General features: G+C 60.3%; 16 protein-coding genes. All 16 read right to left on the reverse strand.

Annotated elements, in window-relative coordinates; genetic code table 11:
- Positions 1-63: 63 nt before the first annotated feature.
- Positions 64-1,713, reverse strand: a complete 1,650-nt coding sequence (gene recN / locus AC2FJB_RS02530; protein ID WP_496719250.1) for a DNA repair protein RecN — start codon at positions 1,711-1,713, stop codon at positions 64-66.
- A 36-nt stretch (positions 1,714-1,749) separates the two neighbouring features.
- A complete protein-coding gene (locus tag AC2FJB_RS02535) occupies positions 1,750-2,613 on the reverse strand; it encodes an outer membrane protein assembly factor BamD (RefSeq protein WP_117872623.1) in 864 nt (287 codons plus the stop codon).
- 126 nt (positions 2,614-2,739) lie between these two features.
- A complete protein-coding gene (lpxC, locus tag AC2FJB_RS02540) occupies positions 2,740-3,660 on the reverse strand; it encodes a UDP-3-O-acyl-N-acetylglucosamine deacetylase (RefSeq protein ID WP_496719251.1) in 921 nt (306 codons plus the stop codon).
- Between the two features lie 213 nt (positions 3,661-3,873).
- A complete protein-coding gene (ftsZ, locus tag AC2FJB_RS02545) occupies positions 3,874-5,478 on the reverse strand; it encodes a cell division protein FtsZ (RefSeq protein WP_299638603.1) in 1,605 nt (534 codons plus the stop codon).
- Between the two features lie 348 nt (positions 5,479-5,826).
- Positions 5,827-6,246 (reverse strand): hypothetical protein, encoded by a 420-nt coding sequence (locus AC2FJB_RS02550; RefSeq protein WP_117868340.1) that lies wholly within the window; start codon positions 6,244-6,246, stop codon positions 5,827-5,829.
- A complete protein-coding gene (gene ftsA, locus AC2FJB_RS02555) occupies positions 6,233-7,567 on the reverse strand; it encodes a cell division protein FtsA (RefSeq protein WP_117872621.1) in 1,335 nt (444 codons plus the stop codon). Before ftsA ends, AC2FJB_RS02550 begins: the two co-directional genes overlap by 14 nt.
- A gap of 8 nt (positions 7,568-7,575) precedes the next feature.
- On the reverse strand, positions 7,576-8,583 hold the full coding sequence (locus AC2FJB_RS02560; protein WP_117868339.1) for a cell division protein FtsQ/DivIB: 1,008 nt from the start codon (positions 8,581-8,583) through the stop codon (positions 7,576-7,578).
- Entirely contained in the window at positions 8,571-9,494 is a 924-nt protein-coding gene (locus tag AC2FJB_RS02565; protein WP_117868338.1) for a D-alanine--D-alanine ligase, read from the reverse strand. Before AC2FJB_RS02565 ends, AC2FJB_RS02560 begins: the two co-directional genes overlap by 13 nt.
- Positions 9,495-9,596: 102 nt before the next feature.
- Positions 9,597-10,523 (reverse strand): UDP-N-acetylmuramate dehydrogenase, encoded by a 927-nt coding sequence (murB, locus tag AC2FJB_RS02570; protein ID WP_117868337.1) that lies wholly within the window; start codon positions 10,521-10,523, stop codon positions 9,597-9,599.
- Positions 10,520-10,813 carry a hypothetical protein gene (locus AC2FJB_RS02575; RefSeq protein ID WP_496719252.1) on the reverse strand — a complete coding sequence of 98 codons (294 nt, stop codon included), beginning with the start codon at positions 10,811-10,813 and terminating at the stop codon, positions 10,520-10,522. The genes murB and AC2FJB_RS02575 overlap by 4 nt, the downstream gene beginning before the upstream one ends.
- Before the next feature lie 24 nt (positions 10,814-10,837).
- Complete coding sequence (locus AC2FJB_RS02580; RefSeq protein ID WP_117868335.1) at positions 10,838-11,104, reverse strand: DUF2484 family protein; 267 nt, start codon at positions 11,102-11,104, stop codon at positions 10,838-10,840.
- A complete protein-coding gene (locus AC2FJB_RS02585) occupies positions 11,101-11,349 on the reverse strand; it encodes a DUF2484 family protein (protein WP_205511894.1) in 249 nt (82 codons plus the stop codon). The genes AC2FJB_RS02580 and AC2FJB_RS02585 overlap by 4 nt, the downstream gene beginning before the upstream one ends.
- A 76-nt stretch (positions 11,350-11,425) precedes the next feature.
- Positions 11,426-12,835, reverse strand: coding sequence for a UDP-N-acetylmuramate--L-alanine ligase (gene murC, locus AC2FJB_RS02590; RefSeq protein ID WP_299894756.1), 1,410 nt, complete (start codon positions 12,833-12,835; stop codon positions 11,426-11,428).
- Positions 12,832-13,929 (reverse strand): UDP-N-acetylglucosamine--N-acetylmuramyl-(pentapeptide) pyrophosphoryl-undecaprenol N-acetylglucosamine transferase, encoded by a 1,098-nt coding sequence (locus tag AC2FJB_RS02595; RefSeq protein WP_496681368.1) that lies wholly within the window; start codon positions 13,927-13,929, stop codon positions 12,832-12,834. Before AC2FJB_RS02595 ends, murC begins: the two co-directional genes overlap by 4 nt.
- Positions 13,929-15,092, reverse strand: coding sequence for a putative lipid II flippase FtsW (gene ftsW / locus AC2FJB_RS02600; RefSeq protein WP_299894763.1), 1,164 nt, complete (start codon positions 15,090-15,092; stop codon positions 13,929-13,931). Before ftsW ends, AC2FJB_RS02595 begins: the two co-directional genes overlap by 1 nt.
- A gap of 229 nt (positions 15,093-15,321) precedes the next feature.
- Positions 15,322-15,657, reverse strand: a complete 336-nt coding sequence (locus tag AC2FJB_RS02605; protein ID WP_117872617.1) for a cupin domain-containing protein — start codon at positions 15,655-15,657, stop codon at positions 15,322-15,324.
- Between the last annotated feature and the right edge of the window lie 135 nt (positions 15,658-15,792).

Here is a 15,792-nt window from a genome sequence, read left to right on the forward strand (position 1 = left end):
ACGGGGCGTCCATATAAAAGTGAGATAGCGACAGTGTGAGCACCAAATTACGCCACCGCCCCATCAGGCCTGCAACAGAGCCCGTGCTGCGGCACGAGCTTCTTCGGTAATGGTATCGCCCGCCACCATGCGGGCGATTTCGTCCACCCGATCCGATTCGGCCAGGGGGACAACCGTGGACAGGGTTTGCCCATTCGCGACCTGTTTCTGCACCCGCCAGTGATGCGCTGCCCGTGCGGCAACTTGCGGAGAGTGTGTGACAACCAGAACCTGCCCGCCCTGCGCCAATGACGCCAGCCTGCGCCCGACCGCGTCGGCGGTTGCCCCACCGACACCGCGATCAATCTCGTCAAAGATCATCGTCCGGGCGCTGTCGTCGCCAGACAGGCAGACCTTGAGCGCCAGCAGGAAGCGGCTGAGCTCACCCCCCGAAGCGATCTTGTTCAACGGCCCCGCCGGCGCACCGGGGTTGGTGGCCACGGTGAATGCCACCGCGTCGGTGCCCTCGGGGCCGGGTTCAGCCGGGGTGATTTCGGTCTGGAACACAGCACGTTCCATCTTGAGCGGGGCCAGTTCCGCCATGACGGCCGCGTCAAGCTGCCCGGCGGCGGCCTTGCGCGCGGCGCTTAGTTCGATTGCGGCAGCATCATAGGCCTGTTGCGCCGCGTCCACGGCCGCACGTCTGTCGGCCAGGTCGGCATCTCCTGCCTCCAACCGGTTCAACCGGTCACGCAGTGTGTCGGCAAACGAACCCAGATCATCCGGGGCCACGTCATGCTTTCGGGCCTGCGCACGGATGGCAAACAGGCGTTCTTCGGCCTGTTCCAATTCTGCCGGATTGAAGTCCAGCGCCTGAAGGCAAGCATTCACACCATCCTGCGCCTCGCCCAACTCGATCATTGCGCGTCCGAGCGCTGCAATCGGTTCTTCCAGCTGGCCGCCCGCATTGTCCGAGACGCCTTCCAGCCAGCGGGTGGCGTCGGACATGGCCCCTTCCGCCCCGTCCCCGGACAACAGGGCAAAAGCACGCGCAACATCGTCGCGAATCCGCTCGGCCCCTTGCATCATGCGGCGACGGGAATCCAGTTCGGCATCCTCACCGGGTTGTGGATCAAGCTGGTCAAGCTCGGCGACCGCGTGGCGCAGGAATTCTTCCTCGCTGCGGACGGCAGCCAGAGCGGCCTCGGTCTCGGCCAGCATTCTTCGGGTACGGGACATCGCGGCCCAGGCCGTTCGCACGTTTGACTGCGGCTCCGAGACCTGGGCAAATTCGTCCAGCATCGCCCGATGACCACGTGGGTTCAACAAACCACGATCATCATGCTGACCATGCAGTTCGATCAGGGTCTCGGACAGCGCCCGCAGCACCTCACCCGAGCACCGGCGATCATTGACCCAGGCGGTCTTGCGCCCCTCGGCAGTATTTACCCGGCGCAGGATCAGTTCTTCGCCACCCGGCAGGCCAGCTTCGGCCAATACCGCATGTGCGGGATGATCGGCAGAAAGTTCGAACTCGGCGACGACCTCGCCCTGCGCGGCACCCTGCCGCACCAGTTCAGCCCGACCACGCCAGCCAAGTACGAAACCCAGTGAATCCAACAAAATCGATTTGCCCGCACCGGTTTCGCCGGTCAAGGCGTTCAGGCCCGGCTGAAAGCAGAGTTCCAGCCGGTCGATGATCAGCATGTCGCGGATATCTAGGGTGCGCAGCATGAGGTCTTCAGCGTCCCGGACCCGAGGCCATCGCGATTACAACCATTCACCTTTGATGGTCTGACGATAGACCGTGCTAAGCCAATTGTTGCCACGGCTCTTGAGATCAAGCCCGCGAGATGTCAACAGCTTATACGCATCGTCATACCATTCCGTGGATTGGTAGTTGTAGCCAAGAATGGCGCCGGCAGTCTGCGCTTCGTCCAGCAGGCCAAGCGACAGATAGGCCTCGACCAGACGATACAACGCTTCGGCGGTATGGGAGGTGGTCTGAAAGTCTTCGACCACAACACGGAACCGGTTGATGGCTGCGATATAGTGATCCTGACGCAGGTAATAGCGCCCGATCTCCATTTCCTTGCCCGCCAGATGGTCGAAAGCCAGATCGAATTTCAGAACCGCAGATGTGGCGTATTCGCTGTCTGGATAAACCTCGATCACGGTCCGCAAAGATTGCAGCGCCTGGAAGGTCAGGCCCTGATCCCGCCCGACTTCGTCAATCTGGTCATAATAGCTGAGTGCCAGCAGATACTGCGCATAAGCCGCATCTTCATCCGTCGGATAGAAGTCGATATAGCGTTGAGCCGCCGCGCGGCTTTCTTCGTAATTCTGGTCCGAATGGAACGAAAACGCCTGCATGATCAGCGCACGCTTGGCCCAGTCGGAATACGGATACAGACGTTCGACTTCCGAAAAATACCACGCCGCATCGTCCGACCGATTCTGCGACAGTTCGTATTCACCACGGGTATATATCTGTTCCGGCGTAAACCCTTCCAGGTTCTGATCACGGTCAGCGCCCTTGCGACTAAATAGGCCGCCGCCGTTGCCGCATGCCGTCAAAACTGCTGCCAGAAGAATCGCACCCGCGAATCTGACTGCCGCTTTGCTGCCAACCATACCGCCCATCCTTGTCGTCTTGCTTAATGGGGTTTGCCCCGATTTGAGCCATGGTCTAGCACATAAAATTCCGGTGCAAAACGCCTTATGCGACTTCTGGCGCAAATGTCGTCAGAGTTGATCTGATCAGGCCACTTCGGGAATTTCGTGCACGACCAACCCCTGCCCCGGCAGGCGCGCGGCCTGTTCCGGCGTACACAGTACCGGGCGCACCGCACCCGGCGTTTCAAACAGATTGCGCAGCAGTGTGTTGGTCAGCGAATGACCCGACTTGTTTCCGGTGAAGTGACCCAAAATCGGCCCACCAGCCAGATAGAGATCACCCAGCGCATCCAGCATCTTGTGGCGCACGGCCTCGTCCACGCGGCGGAAACCGCCCGGTGTCAGAACTTCGACGCCCTGAACGACCACGGCGTTTTCAAGCGTGCCACCCAAAGCCAACCCGTTTTCGCGCATCGCCTCGACATCTGTGCGACGGCAGAACGTGCGACAATCGCTGAGTTCGCGCGCGAACGAACCGTTGCGCATGTCCAGCGTCTTGCTCTGGCTGCCGATGGCACTGTCTTCGAAATCGATGTGGAAGTCGATGATCAGCCCGTCAGCGGGTGCAATGCTGGTGCTGGCACCTTCGCGTGATGCGGTGACAGTCTTCAATACCTCATAGGCCAATACCGGGCTGGCCTGACGGCGCACGCCCCTGGCCATGATGCCACGCACAAATTCAATCGAGGAGCCGTCCATGATCGGAACTTCGGGACCGTCGATCTCGATAAGCGCGTTGTGCACGCCACAACCAGCCAGAGCAGCCATGATATGTTCGACTGTGGAAACCGAGACACCCGCATCATTCACCAGTCGCGTACAAAGCGGGGTCCGTTCGACCACATGGTAGAGCGCCGGGATCATCGCATCGCCCAGTTGAATATCCGTCCGCTTGAACCAGATCCCGTGACCAGCTGCCGCCGGTTTCAGAACCATGGTCGCCGGCTTGCCACTGTGCAGCCCGACGCCTGTAAACGTGACCGGAGATTTGAGCGTATGTTGCAAAATGGGCCTCGGTGAGTGGTGTCCAGCCTGCTTGGACTGTGTTGGACACTCAGTTAAGGAAGCCCGCGTCAAGGCTCAACTCACTCTTTGCAACCGATTGAAACATGTATGTGACAGATCGGCAAAACCCTGCTTACATGCCTGCAAGATGCTGTTAATAAATGATTAAGGGCCGCCAAATGGCAGCCCCTTGAGTGGATTTTGTTACCGCGATCAGTTGGCTTGACGGCGCAGGAAGGCCGGAATTTCGATACGCTCCTGATCCGGATCAACCTCTTCCTGAATTGGCGCCGTAGCCTCGGACTGCCGCAAAACGGGTTGCTGCCGGGGCGATTGTGCCGGCGTATCAGACGCATGGCCAGTCATCCGATCGATCAGACGATTGAAGCCAAAACGCGAGCGCTCCTCGGGTTCCGACTGCGAAACCGGATCGGATTGTCGGGGCGCCGCCGGGCGCTGCGGCGCTGACGGAACCTTCTGAACAGCAGCCTGCAAACGCTGCAGTGCTTCGGGCGACGGGGTGCCGGCGGCATGTCCGCGCGGTGCCACAAATGCCTCGGGCGCTGGCTCAATATGCTCGGGTTGCGGCTCGAATTCGGCAACACGCGGCTGGTAGGCCGGCGGCGGCAGGCTGTCATCTTCACGCTCGTCGCGCGGCTGGAATTGCGGTTGCGCCGGTTCTTCAGCGGTTTCGAACAGCGAAGGCTCGCGGTTTTCTTCCCGCTGCGGGGCAGGCTCTGCCACCTCTGCAGCAACCGGTGCTTCTTCCTGAAAATGATCTTCGGCCGAAACCGTGCGGGTCAGTGGTTCTGACATCGAGCGGCGAGCCACAGGGACTTCCGTCGTTTTTTCGCTGGCGTCGATACCGGTTGCAACAACCGATACACGCATTCCGCCCTCCATGGCCGTATCCAGCGTCGAGCCGACGATGATATTGGCCTCTGGGTCCACTTCCTCGCGGATGCGGTTGGCGGCTTCGTCGAGCTCGAACAGGGTCAGGTCGTGTGAACCGGTGATGTTGATCAGCACGCCCTTGGCACCCTTGAGGCTGATTTCGTCCAGCAGCGGGTTTGCAATGGCCTTTTCCGCCGCCTGGACGGCGCGGTCTTCGCCGGTTGCTTCGCCGGTGCCCATCATTGCCTTGCCCATCTCGTCCATCACCGCACGAACGTCCGCAAAGTCGAGGTTGATCAGGCCAGGGCGCACCATCAGGTCGGTCACACCCTTGACGCCCTGATACAGAACGTCATCGGCCATCGAAAACGCCTCGGTGAAGGTGGTCTTTTCATTGGCCAGACGGAACAGGTTCTGGTTCGGGATGATGATCAGCGTGTCGACAACCTGCTGCAATGCCTCTACGCCGTCTTCGGCCTGACGCATCCGCTTGGCGCCTTCGAACTGGAAGGGCTTGGTGACAACACCGACGGTCAGAACACCCAGCTCACGAGCGGCCTGCGCAATGATCGGAGCAGCGCCCGTGCCGGTACCGCCGCCCATACCAGCGGTGATGAAGCACATATGCGCGCCGGCAAGGTGGTCAACGATCTGTTCGATGCTTTCTTCGGCGGCGGCTGCACCTACGGTCGGGCGGGCCCCTGCCCCCAGACCTTCGGTGACTTTAACACCCAATTGCACACGTGCCGAGGACTGACTTTGTTGCAGCGCCTGCGCGTCGGTGTTGGCGACCACAAAATCAACGCCGTCCAACTGTTTCTCAATCATGTTATTGACAGCGTTCCCGCCTGCACCGCCAACGCCAAATACTGTAATCCGAGGCTTCAGTTCGTCGTGCCCGGGCATCGAAAGATTCAATGTCATGCTCTGTCCGCCTGTATTTATGTCCCGCCAAAGCGGTGTTTTTCTTACCTATCCTTGTCCGATTCTAGCGGCCTGATGCCAAAAGGTCACGTCAAAAATCGCGTTTTCCCACAAAATATGGAGGAAATAAGGCAGAAACCGGCGGCATTTCGCAGGACATGCCAGATATAGCGGAAACAACGGCGACCATCACAAGACAACCGACATGAACGCGAGGACTCATTCGTTCATCGCGCTCTGATCCATTGTCATTTACATTGCGGAAAACTGCTCAGGTCCTGCCGCGAGGCCTCTGCCGGGCCTTGAGGATATCTTGAGGGATAAATTGAATTGCTGCAACCGGTTTCTTTAGCTGAGCGGAGCACCTGGGCAGTTCAGGCCGCGCTCGGTCATGGTGCGCACTTCCTGTATTTCCCCCTCGGCGAAAGAGGCAAGTCGCACCATCAGCCGGCCTTCGTGCAAAAATGGCCACCAACAGACCGGAATGCCGTCCGGGTCATTGTCGTAAAGAAAGCATATCTGACCGTTAGGCGTTGTGATCTGCCCGTAGACACAGCCCTGCCCCTCTTCGCGCCAGACCGAGACACTTCGGTTCAGGAACTGTTCTGTTCCGACCAGACCGCCGCTGCGAATTTCGTAGAACGTGAGGGTTTTGCCGACAGCCGCATCTAGAAACGCCTCGGGCGTAATTATGGTCTGGGCCGAGACCGCGCCGGGCAGCAAGGCCGCGCCCAGTGCACACCCGCGCAGGTGCTTACCAATTGTCACGGAACCACCGCACGGCGCGCTTGAACGGGCGCGCGGCGTAGGTGTCGACCGGGATTTCAAAATCCCACCATTCGTCCTGAGGATGGGCCGCAAACAGACTGAGGCCGACAGCGGACGAGAACCCGGGCCCGGTGGCTGACTGCGGCAGGCCATGCACGCGCAAGGGGCGGCCCAGGCGCACGCGCTGGCCCAGAATGCGGGTGGCAAGCCCGTCCAGCCCCATGATCTGGCTGCCACCGCCGGTCAGCACGATCTGCTGGCTTGGCATGTGTTCAAACCCGGCGGCGTCCAGCCGCACGCGAACCTCTTCAAGAATTTCCTCGACACGCGGGCGCATGATACCGATCAGCTCGGCACGGCTGACGGTGCGGCGGTCGTGTTCCCAGTCACCGGTGTCACCACCGATATCAATCATATCCCTGTCGTCGGCCCCGGTGGCATGAACGCCACCATTGAATGTCTTTATCCGTTCCGCCACGGCGGCAGGCACACCCAGACCCATCGAGATATCGGCGGTCACGTGATCGCCACCCATGCGCACGCAATCGGCATAAATCATGTGCTTCTTCATGAAGATCGATACGCTCGTGGTGCCGCCACCCATGTCGATACAGGCCGCGCCCAGTTCCTGCTCGTCTTCAACCAGCGCCGAGATGCCCGAAACATAGGCCGAGTTGGCAATACCTGCGAGTTCAAGATCGCAGCGCTTGATACAGCGCACGATATTCTGGATCGCTGTCGAATCCACGGTCAGCATATGCATGTCGACTGCAAGGCTCTGGCCCATCTGCCCGCGCGGGTCGATCAGGCCCGAGCGGTTGTCGAGCGCGAAATTCACCGGTTGAGCGTGCAGCACTTCGCGCCCGTCGCCATAATCCGGCACGTCGCAGGCGTTCAGAACGCGACCCACTTCGGCCTCGGTCACGATCTGACCGTCTAGGTCGACTTGTGCATCCAACCCGTAAGAGCGCGGGTTCGCGCCCGAGAAACATGCGATCACATGGTCGACGCGGATATCGGCCATCTTCTGTGCGGCCTGAAGCGCGGTTCGGATGGCACGTTCGGTTTCCTGCATGGCGGTAACTTCGCCGAACTGGACACCCCGCGACCGGGTGGTCGCGGCGCCGATGACGCGAAAGCCCGTCTGACCCGCCATGGAGCCGATGGTGTTGTCCTCGCTCAGCCGACCAGTTCCGTCAAAGCGCAGCACTAGGCAGGCGATTTTCGAACTGCCCACATCCAGAATCGCAATCACACCGCGTTGCAAAGCCTGCCGCCGCATCTGACGCATGGCGCGTTGGGACTGATAAAGATCGGTCATCATGGTCGTTACTGCCCGTTACTCACTGTCACTTTTGTGTTCCACCAGTCGTCGCTGGCGGCTTTGGTCATTCGGATGGTTGGACGCTGCCCGAGGCGCATGTCGACCACGGCCACGTCACGTTCCAGAAGGTCCTGCACCTCGTTCACGGCAAGCACGCGTTCCAGCGCGCGCACAGGACGTTCGGTCGGCAGCATGATGCGCTGACCACGGTCCAGCACCAGATCCCAGCGCCGCTCTCCCACGCGCACCAGACCGCGCACGCGATTGCCCAGGCTGCGCGAGGTCTGAAGAAGCTCCAGCGCTTCACCCACATGATCGCTGGCGCCCGCCCCCGCGATCAGCGGCAGATCAGCGTGGTCCTTGCGAGAAGTGGCTTCCTTGACATGCGCGCCTGTCTCATCGAGAAGCTCGAGCCCGCCATGCGTTCGCCAGACAATTACTGGCTGACGCTCGACGACATTGACTTGCAGGATGCCTCCGGGGCGGATTCTGACGGTTGCGGATTTTACCGGGTCCAGCCCGGTGATCGTGTCGCGGATCTGTTCCACATCCAGATCCCAGGAACTGATCGGGAAATCCAGCGGCACAATTGCGCGGATGTCCTCGGACAGGCCGGTTCCCGCCCCATCGATGGCCATCAGGTTGACCATGAATTCGGGGCGCTCCTGAATCGAAGTGCGCACATCGGCGATATAAGCGGCAAGTGCGTCGCGACGGTCCTGCGAGGCAAAGAAGATGCCGACAGTTGCAGCAATGGCGCAGATCGGCAGGCCGACCTTGACACCAAGGCGAATGCCAGGTGTCAGCATCCAGCGCTGGAGCCGGTAGCTGAGGCGCGACGGCGCCGGGTCGCTGCGACGGGCCGCGCGGAAAAACACCCGCGCGCCACGCAGACGCAGAAGCGGTTGACCATCGCGCTGTTCAGTGTCTGCCGATGCAAAATCCGCATCCGGGCCTGCAACGGGTTTGGTTCGATGGATTTCCAACGCGCGTCTGGCGGTCAGCGGTCGCATGAGGCGTCCTCCACCATCCAGGCGCAAAGCTGGCCGAATGTCATGTCCAGATGGGCGGCCTGTTCCGGGGCCAGAGATGTCGGCGTCATGCCGGGCTGGGTGTTGGTCTCAAGCAGGAACAGCCCATCGGCGCCCATGCCGTCATCCCAGCGGAAATCGGTGCGGCTGACGCCCCTGCACCCCAAGGCAACATGCGCGCGCAGGGCGTAATCCATGCAGCGATCAAAGATGTCCGGTGGCACATCGGCAGGCAGAACGTGCCATGATCCGCCCGGTTTGTACTTGGCATCATAGTCATACCAACCACCATCGGTCATGATCTCGGTCACGGTCAGGGCGCGGTCGCCCATCACCGTTACGGTCAGTTCACGCCCCGCAACATATTTCTCGACCATGATCTGATCGGGCATGTCTTCGGACAGCTGCGGCGGGCCATTGGCATTTTCGTGGACGATGTAAATCCCAACGCTGGAGCCTTCGTTGTTTGGCTTGGCCACATAGGGCGGCTCCATCACGTGGGCTTCGATCACCTCAAGCCTTGGAACGATCACACTTGGAACGACAGGCAGACCTTCGGCCTGATAGACGTCCTTGCTGCGTTGCTTGTCCATTGCCAGGGCCGAGGCCAACACGCCGGAATGTGTGTAGGGAATGCGCATCCATTCCAGCAGGCCCTGCACACAGCCATCTTCACCCCAGCGGCCGTGCAGGGCATTGAAAACCACATCTGGCTTGATGTTCGCAAGGCGCGCGCAGAGGTCGGGACCTGCGTCCAGTTCGACCACCTCAAAGTCTTCTCCCACAAGGGCGGCTGCGCATTCGCGCCCAGAGCTGAGAGACACCTCGCGTTCCGCCGAGGGGCCACCCATCAATACCGCCACTTTGGGGTTTGTCCTGCTCGACATACCCAACGTGCGCCTCAATGTCCCCGGACCTTATATGGTGGTCCGTACTGCGTTTATGCCTTTGATCCGTCGCCTGAATTTGCCTGTTTTGGTCTGACGGTCCGGGCTTTATTCTTTCAGCGGATCTCCGACCCGCATGATTTCCCACTCTAGCGTGATGCCGCTTGTTTCGTAAACCTTTTTTCGCACCTCTTCGCCAAGGCCTTCGAGGTCGGCAGCGGTGGCCGAGCCGGTGTTGATCAGGAAATTCGAGTGTTTCGGGCTCATCTGCGCACCGCCAAGCGTCGCGCCGCGCATGCCCGCGTCATCGATCACCTTCCACGCCTTGAGATCATGCACATCATCCGCCTGCCCGGTCGAGGAAAACCCGGCCGGATTGCGAAAGGTCGACCCCGCGCTGCGATCCTTGGTGGGCTGGGTTTCGTCGCGTTTTTTCAACTGCGCCTCCATACGGGTATGGAGATCTTCGGGATTGCCTGAAGGGGCCTCGAACACAGCCGAAATCAGCACTGCACCTTCCGGCAGGTCCGTCTGGCGATAGCGAAAATTCAAGTCTTCGGGTGTCAGGTCCACAAGGTCCCCTTGCCGGGTGACAATGATGGCCTTACGCAACACATCCGCCGTGTAACTGCCATAACACCCTGCATTCATGCGCACCGCACCGCCGACGGATCCCGGAATGGTGCGCAGAAAGGTCAGGTCGACACCGGCGTCCGCCGCCTTGCGTGCCACATGCGCATCCAGCGCCGCAGCCCCTGCCGTAACCGTATTGCCGTCAACCGAGATCGTATTGAATCCGCGCCCCAACCGGACCACAACGGCCCGTAGACCCCCATCCCGAACAATCAGGTTCGAACCGACACCGATCGGAAAGATCGGGGTTTCTGCGGGCAGTTCCCGCAGGAACGCTTGCAGGTCTTCGACATCGGCAGGCTGGAACAGGTAATCGGCCGGACCGCCAACACGAAGCCACGTGAGGTCAGAGAGAGGACGCGCCCGAGACAGGCGACCTTTGGGAGCAGGAAGCGTTGTCATATGTCTGCGCGCACCGCCAGGCTGCGTCCGCCCACACCCCCCATGATCGTGGCGAACAGAAAGGGAAGTACGCCGGCGGTCAGCCAGACCAGCGGGCCGAACGCCTGTTCTTCTTCACCAGTGCCAATTCCGGCCAGCACGACGATCAACGCCAAGCCGACGGCCGAGGCCAGACCGATCAGCCATAACAAGCCGCGCAGGCCCAGCCAGCGGCCCGCGGTGAAACCGGCGGCGGCACCAAGCAGAAAAGACAGAATTGGCAGATAGGCAAATGTAGCGACCGACGCCATGGCGGACCTCCTGAAACTGGCCGGTTATTCGTCAGCCGCCTTCATGCCCTGCATTTTCGTCTTTGTCCAACGGGTCAGATAAATGACGGGCCAGCGCAGCACGGACATCCCCATGGCCAGCACCAGCAAGCCGATCCACGGGCCGTTTTGATAGGTGACATACCCCAGAATCGGAATGCCCACGGCGATCAGGATATAGGCGCGCGTCCAGTGGTTGTCTTTGCTGGGGATCATTGCCAGCAGATTCGCGGAAACGCCCCACAGACCGGCAAGGGCGATGGACCAGTTCACTCCATAACCTCCCCTCGCACCCATTTCCGCCAATAGAACCGGATGGGGTTGCGGAACATCGAAACGAAACCGCCAAAGGCAAAAACGGACCAGAACCAACCGTGGTCATAACCCAGCCAGACGATCAGAACCGGAGCACAGATCAGCAGGGTCACACCCGGCGGGAACTGCAGGCGCATCGGTAAGAACGCCACGATCGTGGCACAGATCACCCAGAGGGCGGCAAGGATCATCGAATAGTCCACTTGTCCCCTCCGAGGATATGCGACAGTTGCGGGCAGGTTACCACACTTTCAGGTTGTGCGCCAAACAGAAGGGACGTCAAACAGCTTGTTTTCGTTGCAATCTCTCGGGCAGAGCATTGGCCCAGGCGCTGATCGTGCCGGCCCCGAGACAGACCACCATATCGCCAGGACGGGCCTGTTCCAGCACAAGTCGTTCAAGATCGTTTTCGTCCAGCAGCGCGCGGGCGTGACGGTGACCGTGACGGATCAGGCCCTGTACCAGATCATCACGCGATGCGCCTTCGATCGGGTCTTCGCCGGCGGCAAAAATGTCGGCAATGGCCACGACATCGGCGTCGTTGAAACAGGTGCAGAAATCGTCGAACAGGTTGGACAGGCGCGAATAGCGATGCGGTTGGTGCACAGCGATCACGCGGCCTTCGGTCGCCTGACGCGCGGCTTTCAGAACAGCCGCAATTTCGACCGGGTGGTGGCCGTAGTCGTCGATGATGGTGACGCCGTCGACTTCTCCGACCTTGGTGAAGCGGCGGTTGACGCCACCAAAATTGGCCAGCGCTTCGCGGATTTCCGAGGCTTTCATGCCCAGATGGCGGGCAACGGCCACGGCGGACAGCGCGTTCGAGACATTATGGTCTCCGGGCATCGGCAGGGTGCAGCCTTCGATCACCTTGTCTTCATATTGCAGATGGATATCAAAATGCGCAACGCCGACTTTGTAGGTCAGGTTCTCGGCCCGCACGTCGGCCTGCGCGTTGAAGCCATAAGTGCGCACGCGACGGTCGGTGATACGCCCGACAAGCGCCTGCACCTCGGCGTGATCCGTGCAACAGACGGCCAGACCGTAGAAAGGCAGGTTCGATACGAATTCATGGAAGCCGTCGCGCAATTTGTCGAAATCGCCCCAATGCTCCATATGCTCGGGGTCGATATTGGTGACGATTGCGATGGTCGCGGGCAGGCGGTTGAACGAGCCGTCGGATTCATCCGCTTCGACGACCATCCATTCGCCCTGTCCCATACGGGCATTCGAGCCATAGGCATGGATGATGCCGCCATTGATCACAGTCGGGTCGAAATCCCCCGCCACCATCAGTTCTGCCATCATGGTGGTCGTGGTCGTCTTGCCATGAGTCCCCGCGATGGCAATATTCGAGCGCAAGCGCATCAGTTCGGCCAACATGTCAGCCCTGCGGACAACAGGCAGGCCCTGCGCCCGGGCTTCGTCCAGTTCCGGATTGCCCGGTTTGATCGCGGTCGAAACAACTACAACCGCAGCATTTTCAAGGTTCTCAGCACGTTGACCGACAAAGATCTCGGCCCCCAAACTTGCCAGCCGGTCGGTGATCTTCGATGCCTTGAGGTCCGAGCCCTGCACCCGGTAACCCAGATTGAGCAGCACCTCGGCGATACCTGACATCCCGATCCCGCCGATCCCCACAAAGTGAATCGGCCCCACGTCCTGCGGAAGTTTGGTTGCTGGGTTCATGTGGTCTCCTTCTGCGCCAATTGCTCGACGAGGGCAGCCAGACGCTCGGTGGCGTCAGGTGCCCCGACAGACAAGGCGGCGTGGGCCATTTTCTGTGCGGCTTCAGGGTTCGTGAGAACCGTGGTGATTTGCTGTGTCAACGCAGGAACGTCAAGTGCCTTTTCCGGGATCATGATGGCCCCGCCCGCCTGTACCAACCCACGTGCGTTGGCAGTCTGATGATCTCCGGCGGCTGCGGCAAAGGGGATCAGGATCGACGGGCGCCCGATGACCGAGATATCGGCAACGCTGGACGCGCCTGAACGTGAGATCACCAGCTGGGCATCCGACATGCGACGGGGGACATCACCGAAGAAGGGCTGCACATCGGCGCGAATGCCGTGGTCGTTGTAAAAGGCTGTGACGCGCTCGCCGTCCTCGTCCCGCGCCTGATGCGAGACGCGGATGTGATTGCGGATGTCTTCGGGCAGTTCGGCGATGGCTCCGGGCACAACATCGCTGAGGATGCGGGCGCCTTGCGACCCGCCCATGACAAGGACCGACATCGGGTAATCACCGGGCGGAATGTAACCGGCTGCGGCGCGGTCCAGAACGGCAGCCCGGACCGGGTTGCCAGTGTGGATGCCACGTGCGCCTTCGGGCAGGCCCGTGGGCCAGACACCGCAGGCCACCTGCGCGACGCGGGTGGCGAACAACTGGTTCACACGCCCCAACACTCCGTTCTGTTCGTGGATCATGCGGGGGATTTTAAGCATGGTCGCTGCGCTCAGCGCCGGGATCGAAGGATACCCGCCAAAGCCCACAACAACATCGGGCTTGTCCCGCATCATCTGGAACACCGTGCTGGCGATGCCGCCCGCGATCTTGGGACCGGCCATAGCCTTGGCCACCAGGCCGCCACGCGCGAAAGTGGCTGAGGACGCCTCGACAATCTCGGTCGAATGCGGGAAACCTCCGGTATAGCGGGCGCCGCGCGGGTCGGTAGACAGGCGCACTCGCCAGCCCTTGTTCAGCATCGCCTCGGCCAGCGCCTGAGCGGGGAACATGTGCCCCCCGGTCCCACCAGCCGCAATCAACAGATATGGAGTCCCCATTATCCTCGTCCGCGTAGAATATCGCCAAGTTCGCCCTGTGGGCGGTTTCGGGTAAAGGCCAGCAGCATGCCGACCGCAATACCGCCTGCAATCAGCGATGAGCCGCCATAGCTGACAAAAGGCAGCGTCATACCCTTCGCGGGCAGCAGACGTACCGCAACACCCATGTTGATCATCGCCTGCACGCCGAACATGCACGCCAGACCGGTGCCCGCCAGACGGATGAACATGTCGCGTTCCCGCATCAGGCGAAGCAGCGAGCGTACCACGATCAACGAATAGAGCGCGATGATGATGAGCACCAGGATCAGGCCGTATTCCTCGGCCGCGACGGCAATGATGAAATCGGTATGCGCGTCCGGCAGAGACCATTTCACCTGCCCCTCACCCACCCCGACACCGAACAAACCACCTTCACGAATGGCGTTGGTGGCATAGCCCAACTGCGTGGTCGGATCGACCTCTTGATTCAGGAAGCCATCGATACGACGGGCAAAATGTTCAGAATTGGAATAGGCAAACATACCACCCAGGACAACAAACCCGGCCATTCCGACCAGCAGCAGCATCGGCGCCCCGGCGACAAAGTACATCACCCCCCAGCCGAACAGGATCAGGCAGGCCTGGCCGAAATCAGGCTGCATCACCAGCATGCCGACTATCGCCATGCAAAGGGCAAACGACCAGATCCGCCCCGGTGGGCCGTTTATCTCTTGTGAGGCAGCCAGCAGCCATGCAGCGACGACGATGAAGCCGGGTTTAAGAAACTCGGACGGCTGAAGCGAGGCAAACCCCAGCGAGTACCAGCGCACCGCGCCCTTGCCAAAATCAGTTCCGAACACGGGTAGGAAAACCAGCGCCACGAATGCCCCAAGGAAGCCCAGCACTGCCAGCCGCCGCACCAGCGTCGGCGACATCATCGAGGTCAGCAGCATCGCAATCAGCGCCATTCCGCCGAAGATGGCCTGACGTTCGACATAATGGAACGGATCGAACCCGTTTCGCCCGGCCAGCGGTGGCGAAGACGCCAGCCCCAGCAACAGACCGATGGCAAACAGGATCAGAACGCAGGACATCGTCCAGCGATCGATTGTACGCCACCATTTCGGTAGAATCGGTTCGCCGCGCTGGTCCTGGACCGCGCCATACACCATCTCAGTCATGAGATACCGCCACTCTCTGCCTCGTCAACGCCCCGTTTTCGGGGTCTGCTTGAGACATTACAGGGATTTTTGTTTTTGGGCTAGCAGAATGAAGCAATAAGGCAGAAATCAACCTGCCATGCCCAAGGTGTCCCCCTTCTGCATCTGGCTGACCTAGGAAATTGCAGTATTAGCCGCGCCACTTGGTGGAGCGGCGTGTGATTAAACCTACAAGGCGTTGCTCTTTGCGCTAACCTTTGATCGGATATCGATCGGGCTCTTCAAACACATCGATGACACGAGACCCCGCCTTGATGATCCCTCCGTGCTCCACACCGCTTGGGATCGAGTAGCTGTCGCCGGGGCGGTACGTGCGGGTCTGGCCACCGATAGTGAGTTCAATTTCCCCCTCGACCACTGTCCCCCATTGGGCACCATGCGAATGCAGGGGAAGCTCCATGTCCTTGAGGAAAGTGAAGAAAGCGACCAGCCCTGCATCTGATCGAATGACGGCCGTTTGCACCACGTCTTCAGGAAAAGGCACATCCAGTTTTGGAAATGACGAAATAAATTCGGGAAACTGCATTGGAAATTCCTTTTGCCAGCTTGTTTTGTCAAAGCCTCTTTGCGTTAAAGCAGCAGCATGACAGCACGCTGAACATCTGGCAATCGCCATGTCGGTCGACCTCAAATCTGGGAATGCGCGGGTAGTGCGTCTCAT

This window comes from Ruegeria sp. CDSC085 (assembly GCF_059610465.1).

Bases quoted from the DNA above. Each gene is read 5' to 3' on its own strand.
- recN (WP_496719250.1), bottom strand. From the start codon at position 1,713: ATGCTGCGCACCCTAGATATCCGCGACATGCTGATCATCGACCGGCTG.
- AC2FJB_RS02535 (WP_117872623.1), bottom strand. From the start codon at position 2,613: ATGGTTGGCAGCAAAGCGGCAGTCAGATTCGCGGGTGCGATTCTTCTG.
- ftsZ (WP_299638603.1), bottom strand. From the start codon at position 5,478: ATGACATTGAATCTTTCGATGCCCGGGCACGACGAACTGAAGCCTCGG.
- ftsA (WP_117872621.1), bottom strand. From the start codon at position 7,567: ATGACCGATCTTTATCAGTCCCAACGCGCCATGCGTCAGATGCGGCGG.
- AC2FJB_RS02560 (WP_117868339.1), bottom strand. From the start codon at position 8,583: ATGCGACCGCTGACCGCCAGACGCGCGTTGGAAATCCATCGAACCAAA.
- murB (WP_117868337.1), bottom strand. From the start codon at position 10,523: ATGACAACGCTTCCTGCTCCCAAAGGTCGCCTGTCTCGGGCGCGTCCT.
- AC2FJB_RS02575 (WP_496719252.1), bottom strand. From the start codon at position 10,813: ATGGCGTCGGTCGCTACATTTGCCTATCTGCCAATTCTGTCTTTTCTG.
- murC (WP_299894756.1), bottom strand. From the start codon at position 12,835: ATGAACCCAGCAACCAAACTTCCGCAGGACGTGGGGCCGATTCACTTT.
- AC2FJB_RS02595 (WP_496681368.1), bottom strand. From the start codon at position 13,929: ATGGGGACTCCATATCTGTTGATTGCGGCTGGTGGGACCGGGGGGCAC.
- ftsW (WP_299894763.1), bottom strand. From the start codon at position 15,092: ATGACTGAGATGGTGTATGGCGCGGTCCAGGACCAGCGCGGCGAACCG.
- AC2FJB_RS02605 (WP_117872617.1), bottom strand. From the start codon at position 15,657: ATGCAGTTTCCCGAATTTATTTCGTCATTTCCAAAACTGGATGTGCCT.